Genomic DNA, 7,880 nt, shown 5'->3' on the forward strand with positions numbered 1-7,880 from the left:
AAACACAGGCTGCCCAGCTGGGCCTCAAAGTCGGTTCAGTAAAGCGCAATGTAGTGATCCTGGCTACAATGGCTGTGGGTGCTGCTGTCGCGGTATCCGGCATTATCGGTTTTGTGGGTCTGTTGGTACCTCATACGATCAGGCTGCTGATCGGAGTGGACAATAAGCAGGTTTTGCCTGCTTCAGCATTGTGCGGGGCATTGATGCTTACCCTGGCTGACTTGCTGTGCCGGACACTGATCGCTCCTGTGGAATTGCCCATCGGGGTCATCACCGCACTGCTGGGCACGCCTTTATTCCTCTATATATTGATCAAAGACAAAAAGAAACTCGTTTTATAATATTATGCTGATCGCAGAATCCATCACATTTGAAACAGGCCGCCGAACTCTGGTAAAAGACATTTCTTTTAGCATCCGTCCAGGGGAACTGCTGGTGATACTTGGCGCCAACGGTGCCGGCAAATCTACTTTATTGCGAATGCTAAGCGGGGAGAAAAAACCGGACAAGGGAAGTGTAAAACTACAGGGTATGGATTTAAACCATATGCCGAACGCAGAACTGGCGCTAAAGCGCAGTGTCCTCAATCAGCAAAATATACTCAATATTGCCTTTACCGTAAGGGAAGTGGTGCTGATGGGCCGCTATCCGCATTATAAAACCAGTCCTTCTTCAAAAGATCTGGAGATCATCGGTGAGGTTATGGAACTGACCGGGATGAAGGAGTTTGACGACCGCTCCTACCTCACGCTATCTGGCGGTGAGCAGCAGCGGGTACAGCTCGCACGTGTACTTGCCCAGATCTGGGATGTGCCCAATGCTTTGCTGCTGATGGATGAGCCTGTGGCCAGTCTGGATCTGCAATATCAGCAGCAAACACTTGCAATAGCCAGAACGCTTGCAAAAAAAGGCTTTATGGTGATCAGTGTGCTGCATGACATCAACCTGGCGGCACAGTATGCCGACCGCATCCTGATGCTTAGAAATGGCCGAAAATGGTATGACGGAACCACTGCTGAGGTACTGAACGCCAAGAACATTTACGAGATTTTTGAAATAAATTCGGACATATACACCAATCCCAGGACTTTGCAACACTTTTTTATTCCAAGGAACGTTACCATTAATTTAAATCCGTAATGATATTATCTGTAAATCATTTATTTTTGCTTCAGGATCATATAAATTATTGCGTATGACTACAAAACCTGCTTCTGAAAAAAGGGCTGCTTTGCTCAAATGGCTGAAGAAACTCGGATTTTGGGGATTTATGTTCTTCCTGGTCAAAGGACTGGTCTGGCTGGCACTGGGTTATTGGGTATTGAAATAGGGCCTCCTATTTACACAAATTAAACACATGCTTTTCCGGATAGCTGAATTTGTTGTCTGCAAACCAGCGTGCTTTATAGATCTTCAAGCCCTTGAGCAGATAAAGACTTTTACCCATATTATCAGTTACTTCGTCTGTCCACCATTGCTCTTTAGGCCTCATCGTGATGACCGGATAGTCTGCGGGCCCGGAAGAAACACTTTTTATATTTTGCGGATCGCTGGCGGTAGATTTTGTGAATCTTTTAGTACTCAGGCTAAACTTATAAAAACCGGATACATTGGTAAACCAGAGCTCGTCTTTTCCAAATACCGGGAACAGGTCGTGCGCTTCAGGACCAGGGAGCAGTACTTTTTCTTTTTCTGTCAATTCGGGCTTCAGACAATTCCTGTTGTAGCTGAATGCTTTTAATGTGTCGCCGGAGGTGGCCCATAGTAACTGTCTTTTCTTGTCCCATACTACATTGTGTCCTTCTTTGAGGTAATAAGTCTTCTTGTAGCCGGAATGAAGTGCATTTGTGGTATCTACTTTAAAGAGTGTCATTACGTTGCCGGTACTGGCGGCGCTGACAATGTTTCCATCGGGCAATAGCTCGGCAGAGTGCGGGTTGCTGCCTCCATTGGCATAAAATAAAGTCTTCTTATCGGCTATCCGTACCAGTGCAACCGCTCCGCCCGATGCGGTGAGCAATACATATTTCCTGTTAAATACGGGTTTGGCTTCGCTGATGTTCTTGAACCAGTTGAAATGTTCAGGAGCAATATTGGACTGCCGTGGCAGCCATTCCCAAATGATCTGTTTGGATTGCTGATCTACAATTAGAAGCCTGTTTTTAGCTTGCTCGGTCAGCAGAATTGATTTTTGAGCTGATGCGTTGAAAGAGAAGAAAAGGAGTGCTGCTATTAATATTAACTGTTTGGTCATGGTGATTTATCAGGTAGTTTGTGTTATAATCCGTTGCTTGAGAAACCCGGGCAATACTAGCCCTCTGTCTTTAACATGGCGTTAAATTAGTATTAATTCAGCATAGCGGCAATTCAGTTCCTCCAAAAAACCCCCGAATGTATGTCATTCGGGGGTTTTTGAATATAAGGGAACGGTGACTTCATTAATCCCTGTTCCAGAAAGCAGGCGGCTCAATGCCTAAGCTGCGGAGGTAAACTGTTCCCTGGGCGCGGTGATGTACTTCATTGTCAATAAAATAAAGTATGGTATTGTAAACTGTTCCTTCGTATTGGCCAAAGGCCAGTACACTTTCCTGGAAGCGGTCTTCAGAAATCAGGAGCCAATAGGCATTGATCTCTTCGGTAGCCTTGTCCCATAAATCAAGGAAAGCTTTTTTGGAAGCGGCTACTTCTTTGGCGTTGTGGCTCCAGGAGCCGTCAGAGGCCGACCATTCCCCGGTAGCGATACCTTTGACTCCGGGTGCGGAGATGTCAAGGATCTCCTTCATCATGTCGGCGAAGGAGCGCATCCCGCCTAAGGTGTGGTCAAAGAATTTATCGTCCGGAAAGGACTCAATGACACGTCTGGTCAGTTTTCTATGCCCTTGCCAGTGGTCTAATAAATGGTGGGCAGACAAAAATAAAGGAGTTGCGGTGTTGGAGATTGCAGTTGTCATAGTATGATCTTTTAAGTGTTACATTGTTTTAATGACACAAAGAAAACTACGACCACTGACAACCCTATGGCAGTGTGTTTTATTTATTTTTTATTTCCTGCATAAGTGATCTTAAAGATCGCACCCTTTAAATCATCCGAAACATACAAAGCGCCATCGGGTCCTTGTGCCAGACCGCTAGGACGGTACTGAAAAGGACCAGCAGGTTTTGCCAGATCTACACCTGTGAAGTTGTCTGCAAAGATCTCCCAATCACCCGATGGCTTGCCGTTTTTAAAAGGAACAAAAGCTATCAGATAGCCTTTTTTTAATAGCTGAGACTGACTGTGAAAGGCAATGAAAGCACCGTTCTTATATCTTGCAGGGAACATATTACCTGTGTAAAATAACAAATCATTGGGCGCAAGATGTGCCGGGAAAGCAGCTATGGGATCCTGGTACTTGGCATCACCCGCTGTTTTTCCATCACCACCGTATTCCGGGGCCCGCATTTTCTTCTTCAGAAAAGGATCATAATAAACAAAGGGCCAGCCGGCATCCGATCCCTTATGCAATTCGTACAAGGTTTCAGCAGGCATGTCGGTGCTTTGTTTGGCCGTATAGTACTGCGGAAACTTATCGTCAAATCGTCCGCGGCCATGCTGGGTAGAGAACAATGATTTAGTACTGGTGTTCCAGTCAATGCCGACCGCATTTTTAATTCCTTTGGCATAGTGGACCGCATCGCCATAACTTTGATTGAGCTTATTGGTTTTGAACGCCCAGATGCCCCCTACCGAATCCAAAAGCGGACAGCCGGGCATTCCTTTTCCGGAATCTTTCTCCCGGCAGGCATCGGAATAAGAACCAATAGTTACATAAATGTTATTCTGATCGTCTATAGCGATAGATTTGGAATTGTCGGCTCGTTTGTCTACCAGGCCCTGAATGATCTCCTCAGGTTTATTTGCATCGATCACCTGTTCTTTATCGTTCAGCTTGTACCTGAATACACCGGTATTTGAAGAAGAATAAAGATAATTGTCTTTGATTTTGATGCCCGTTCCGGGATAATTTCCAAAACCGGTCTTCTGATCCATTACACCATCGTGGTTGGAATCACTCAGGTAGTAAATCCCCTTTCCGTTCCGCAGCGCATTAAGTTTTACATAAATGTCTCCGTTGTTGTTGACGATCAAGTGCCTGAGCGGGCCGAGAGAATCAGCCACAATCGCGGCAGAAAAACCAGAAGGAAGTATCAGATTATTGGCATTTCCAATGTTTACATCATTGTTGGAAAGGGATAAGCTGGTCAGACCGGCCATAGCAAATATAGCGAGGGTACCAGAAAGTACTATTTTGTTCATCAAGTTCATAATTTGTGTGTTGGCCCTAATTTAGGGTTATTTTTAGTTCGGTACTGTAAATGACGATTATTGTTACATTGGTTGTGCTGTTGGACTTTGTATAATTTCTACTACCAATGATATATGGATTGGATAATTATTACCTTGTAATTCAGGAAAATTTGAAACAAAATTAAACCAAAAAAGAGCATACTTATGAAATATAACCTCATTTCAAGCGCGGCGGCATTGTGCTTGTCGGCTGTGGTACATGGGCAAACGATGACGGCTATTAAAGAGGCCAATAACCCTTCTTTAAATCCAAATAATGCGGAAGTATTTGAACCGGTACCCGCTGTTGTTACACCGGGAAAATCATTTAGCAATGCACCTTCAGACGCTATCGTTCTGTTTAACGGTAAGAACCTGGACGAATGGGTTTCGACAAAGGACCAATCGCCCGCTAAGTGGAAAATAGCCGGTGATGCGTTAACCGTTGATAAATCTGCAGGTGACATCAAAACCAAAAAAGATTTTACAAGCTACCAGCTCCACATCGAATGGAAAGTGCCGGCAGACATCACTGGTGAAGGTCAGTCAAGAGGCAACAGTGGTATCTTTTTGTCCGGCAGGTACGAGATACAGGTTTTGGATACTTATAATAACGACAACAAGACTTATGTAAACGGTATGGCGGGCAGTATTTACAGAGAAGCTATTCCTCTTGTCAACCCGGCAAAAAAAGCGGGCGAATGGAATGTTTATGACATTGCCTATTCTGATCCGCAATTTAATGAGGACGGCACAATAAAAACTCCGGCCCGGGTTACCATCTTTTTTAACGGGGTGATGGTTCAAAATAACGAAATCATAGAAGGCGGCACCTCTACCGGCACTAAACACGTTTATGCTAAGCATGGCCCTGCGCCGATTGTATTGCAATCGCATGGTGATAAAAGTGCGCCGATAAGTTTCCGGAATATATGGATAAGAGAATAGGTGCTGTCTCTGCAACCCGGCTGAGTTTGTATTATAAAAAATAATTCTCTTCACTTGGAATATCAGATTTTAATCTTTCCAGGCTTCTGCAGCTGTCATAACAGATCCACAACGGAACGATCGCCAGAACTCCGAAAGCGCAATCTATCAGCCGCCAAAAGAATGGGATTTGCCGGATTGGTCCGGCTATTAAAGCCAATGGAACAATAGCAATACATGCGATCACCCCAAACTTGATCACCCAAATATTTTTCAGGGGATCTCTAAGCGGCCCGGCAAACAACACCGCGAGCATCAGGTGTGCAAAAGCCAGCCAATCTGTACCGTAGCTCAAATAAGGATAATGCCTATTGGTATCTTTGATCGCCGCATGTATTACCCCCAGCCATTCGCTCAGGACCCCGGGATAGCACGCGTTATATGGCAATAACCAGCCAATTTCCGTTTCAAGGGGAAAGGCAGTGACTCCGCTTAGTGTCAAACCAGCAATGATGATCCAAATCATTGTTCTGATTCTTCTTTTTAAAGCATTTGCTTTCTTTTCCATAATGATATCAATTGTCATTTCAAATATTTCGTATTGTTTAGCAGTCCGATTGCCTGTTTTTCAAGTTCGGCACGGTTCAGGGCGTTAACATTAACGAGGTAAAAGTTATCCCCGCTTTTTGCAGCCTGCCAGCGCCAGGTCATTTGATTTACTGTTTTTAACGTACCATTGTCAAACCACCAGGCTGCATGGATCTTGTCTTTCCCTTTTTGAAGTATTGCCGTATACACTTCATACCCGGCCAGTGTTTCGGATTTGATGTTTTTGAAGATATAGCCGCTGCCGGCCCAGCATAATTTCGGGTCGTGACCCGGAATGTAAAATGCAGCCGGTTTGAGATATATCAGTGCCGTTTTACGTTCCAGTTTCAAAATACCCGTTTCCAATCGCGTTTTTCTGAACCCGCTGATTTGTATATTTTTACCGGAACTGACCAGGGCATCTGCAGTCACCATTTTTGAAGCGATGAAAATCAAAAAGGCCGCTGCAACAATCTGTAAGGCAGGATAGCGAATCGAGAAAGCTGGCGGAAACCTTGGCGCACTTGCTTTGGCTGCGACCGGCTGCCCAAAATAGGTCATCAGCCATTTTATTACAAAAAACAAAGGCAGAATCACGTAGATGAGCAGACATGCAATCCCCACCACGTCGTGCAATAAAGTACCTGGCATGATCTTGAACATCACCAGCAGCAGGATGCGGAAGAAATTACTGATGATATTGAGCCCAATGGCGATCAAAACGGCAATGCTGGTCAGGAAAAATCCGGCTTGCCGTGCTTGCTGACGCTGCGTGAGCAAGAACAGGCAAATGACCAGAGAAATGATCAGCATGTGCAGGCCGGCACAGGCAGGATCAACAGAAAAATCGTAATTTCCCATCTGGATCTGGTTTCCCGCCGCAATCGCAGCTACTCCATTTGCGTCCAACAGGCCTGCAACCCTTCCTGTAAGCCAAAGGCGTACCGGAAAATCGACCATCCCTAAAAAAGATTTGAACACCGGGGAGATGAGCAGCAGTAAAAACAAAAATGCAGGACTCAGCTTGCCGATGCTGTTCTCCATCAGCAACAGTGCTGAAAAAAGCAGGGCAAGGAAAAAAACAGACTTTACCGGAAGGAGGATACCCAAACAGATGGTCGCTATAGCGGGCAACAAATACCGGACTGAAAACGTACCGCGTTCTACCCGGCAAATAAAAGGCGCCAGCAAGAGTCCTGCATAAAGATTGATATTCCAGTGGAAAAAGCCCTTCAGAAAACAGATCAGTAAACCTGAATAGATCAGCATGAAGGCTGCAGCCAAATGCGGTGTCAGGCTGCGCTTTAAACTCAGTGCAATCATGGTCTTAAGCTAGCCGGGTTAAATCTTCTGGTATACAGCACGTAGCCGGCTACACCTATGCACAAGATCAGCAATACCCATTCTCGTGGCTCGGGGACCGCACCGGAGGACTTCATCGAAGCATTTTTAAGGCTGTTCTTGTTCTCATCAATATTAAAACGCTCGTAATCTTTTTGTGTCTCCAGTACGATCATGCTCGATACCGGTGAGACAATATAACCTTGTTCTGCTTCGGCAATGAGTTCGGGCTGCACGTAATTTTTGCTGAAGAAATTAGGGGCAACCTTTTTCATGATGTCATTGTAGGCAAACAACCTCAGCAAATGATCCGGTGCAGTACTGCCTTCCTGCAGTGAATCCACACTCCGGATCATCATTCCGGCAGTTTCTATGACAACTGTACGCTCATCTTCCTGATCAGCTGCAAATCTTTTTGCAGACAACAAGCCTGTCAGCCGGCCAATGCTGCCACTGCTGTAATTCAAGACCCGCAATTCTTTAAGGGCTTTCAGGTATGGGTTCAATTCCGGACCGAAATTATAGAAAGCAATGTGTTTGGGTGTTTTCAAGTATTCGCTAAGCGCACTCCCGAACGCTGTCCCCCTTAAATCACCCAGGTTGGGCGATGTACTGCTGCTTTTCGAAACCAGCAGTGCCTCATCAGGATGCCGGATTTTCTGAACCGGAAACAGGCTGAAGTTTTGCTGAGACAGAC

10 protein-coding genes are annotated in these 7,880 nt (G+C 45.3%); 4 read left to right on the top strand and 6 right to left on the bottom strand.

Annotated features, from left to right (window positions below; all coding sequences use genetic code 11):
- From VK541_RS00915 to VK541_RS00925, 3 genes are all read left to right on the top strand, one after another.
- The coding region (locus VK541_RS00915) for a FecCD family ABC transporter permease (RefSeq protein WP_324365984.1) at positions 1–341 on the top strand (341 nt) is incomplete at its 5' end.
- 4 nt (positions 342–345) lie between these two features.
- Positions 346–1,140: a heme ABC transporter ATP-binding protein gene (locus tag VK541_RS00920; protein WP_324365986.1), complete on the top strand. Its 795-nt coding sequence runs from the start codon at positions 346–348 to the stop codon at positions 1,138–1,140.
- A gap of 55 nt (positions 1,141–1,195) precedes the next feature.
- A complete protein-coding gene (locus VK541_RS00925) occupies positions 1,196–1,330 on the top strand; it encodes an alanyl-tRNA synthetase (RefSeq protein ID WP_324365988.1) in 135 nt (44 codons plus the stop codon).
- Positions 1,331–1,336: 6 nt separating this feature from the next.
- Here the strand turns inward: VK541_RS00925 and VK541_RS00930 are convergent, their stop codons facing one another.
- The 3 genes from VK541_RS00930 to VK541_RS00940 form a co-directional block, all read right to left on the bottom strand.
- On the bottom strand, positions 1,337–2,254 hold the full coding sequence (locus VK541_RS00930; RefSeq protein ID WP_324365990.1) for a DUF6528 family protein: 918 nt from the start codon (positions 2,252–2,254) through the stop codon (positions 1,337–1,339).
- 184 nt (positions 2,255–2,438) lie between these two features.
- Positions 2,439–2,951 carry a DinB family protein gene (locus VK541_RS00935; protein WP_324365992.1) on the bottom strand — a complete coding sequence of 171 codons (513 nt, stop codon included), beginning with the start codon at positions 2,949–2,951 and terminating at the stop codon, positions 2,439–2,441.
- Between the two features lie 83 nt (positions 2,952–3,034).
- Entirely contained in the window at positions 3,035–4,297 is a 1,263-nt protein-coding gene (locus tag VK541_RS00940) for a PQQ-dependent sugar dehydrogenase (RefSeq protein WP_324365994.1), read from the bottom strand.
- A gap of 195 nt (positions 4,298–4,492) precedes the next feature.
- Here VK541_RS00940 and VK541_RS00945 point away from each other — a divergent pair, with 195 nt between their 5' ends.
- Positions 4,493–5,275, top strand: coding sequence for a DUF1080 domain-containing protein (locus tag VK541_RS00945; protein WP_324365996.1), 783 nt, complete (start codon positions 4,493–4,495; stop codon positions 5,273–5,275).
- Between the two features lie 31 nt (positions 5,276–5,306).
- Here VK541_RS00945 and VK541_RS00950 read toward each other — a convergent pair whose 3' ends face one another.
- The 3 genes from VK541_RS00950 to VK541_RS00960 all read right to left on the bottom strand — a co-directional run.
- The gene (locus VK541_RS00950) at positions 5,307–5,822 is read right to left on the bottom strand and encodes a hypothetical protein (protein WP_324365997.1); all 516 of its coding nucleotides are present in this window, start codon (positions 5,820–5,822) and stop codon (positions 5,307–5,309) included.
- Between the two features lie 14 nt (positions 5,823–5,836).
- Positions 5,837–7,165 carry an exosortase N gene (xrtN, locus tag VK541_RS00955; protein WP_324365999.1) on the bottom strand — a complete coding sequence of 443 codons (1,329 nt, stop codon included), beginning with the start codon at positions 7,163–7,165 and terminating at the stop codon, positions 5,837–5,839.
- The coding region (locus VK541_RS00960) for an XrtN system VIT domain-containing protein (protein ID WP_324366001.1) at positions 7,162–7,880 on the bottom strand (719 nt) is incomplete at its 5' end. The genes VK541_RS00960 and xrtN, both read right to left, overlap by 4 nt.

This window comes from Pedobacter sp. (genome assembly GCF_035317785.1).
In the GTDB taxonomy this organism is placed as follows: Bacteria; Bacteroidota; Bacteroidia; order Sphingobacteriales; family Sphingobacteriaceae; genus Pedobacter.